Origin of the sequence: Mesorhizobium sp. M7A.F.Ca.CA.002.04.1.1 (assembly GCF_004022805.1) — a bacterium.
In the GTDB taxonomy this organism is placed as follows: Bacteria; Pseudomonadota; Alphaproteobacteria; order Rhizobiales; family Rhizobiaceae; genus Mesorhizobium; species Mesorhizobium ciceri.
Genome location: NZ_RZPL01001351.1, coordinates 1 through 384, shown reverse-complemented (window position 1 = coordinate 384; position 384 = coordinate 1). Strand labels below are relative to the sequence as shown.

Below are 384 nucleotides of genomic sequence, written 5' to 3'. Positions count from 1 at the left end.
CTATGATCCTGACGTGCGCATGGCCGGTGTCGCGCTCAATCGGCTGGGCAGCGAGCGGCACCGCAAGCTGTGCAGCGAGGCCATCGAGGCGATCGGCCTGCCGGTCGTCGGCGCCATCCTGCGCGATCCCACTCTGAACCTGCCCGAGCGGCATCTCGGCCTTGTCCAGGCTGGCGAATATGACGACCTGATGGCGCATCTCGACCGGCTGGCCGACATGGCGGAAAAGTCGCTCGATCTCGATGCGATCATGGCCCTGGCGACGCCCCTCACCCCCGCGCCCGGCGGTTTCGACGACGCGCTGGCGCCGCCCGGCCAACGCATCGCGCTGGCCGAGGATGCCGCCTTCACCTTCCTCTATCCGCATGTCGCCGCCTACTGGCG

At 68.8% G+C, this 384-nt stretch carries 1 pseudogene; it reads left to right on the top strand.

The features are described from left to right. A pseudogene (locus ENZ75_RS34170) lies at window positions 1–384 on the top strand (cobyrinic acid a,c-diamide synthase); the annotation flags it as partial.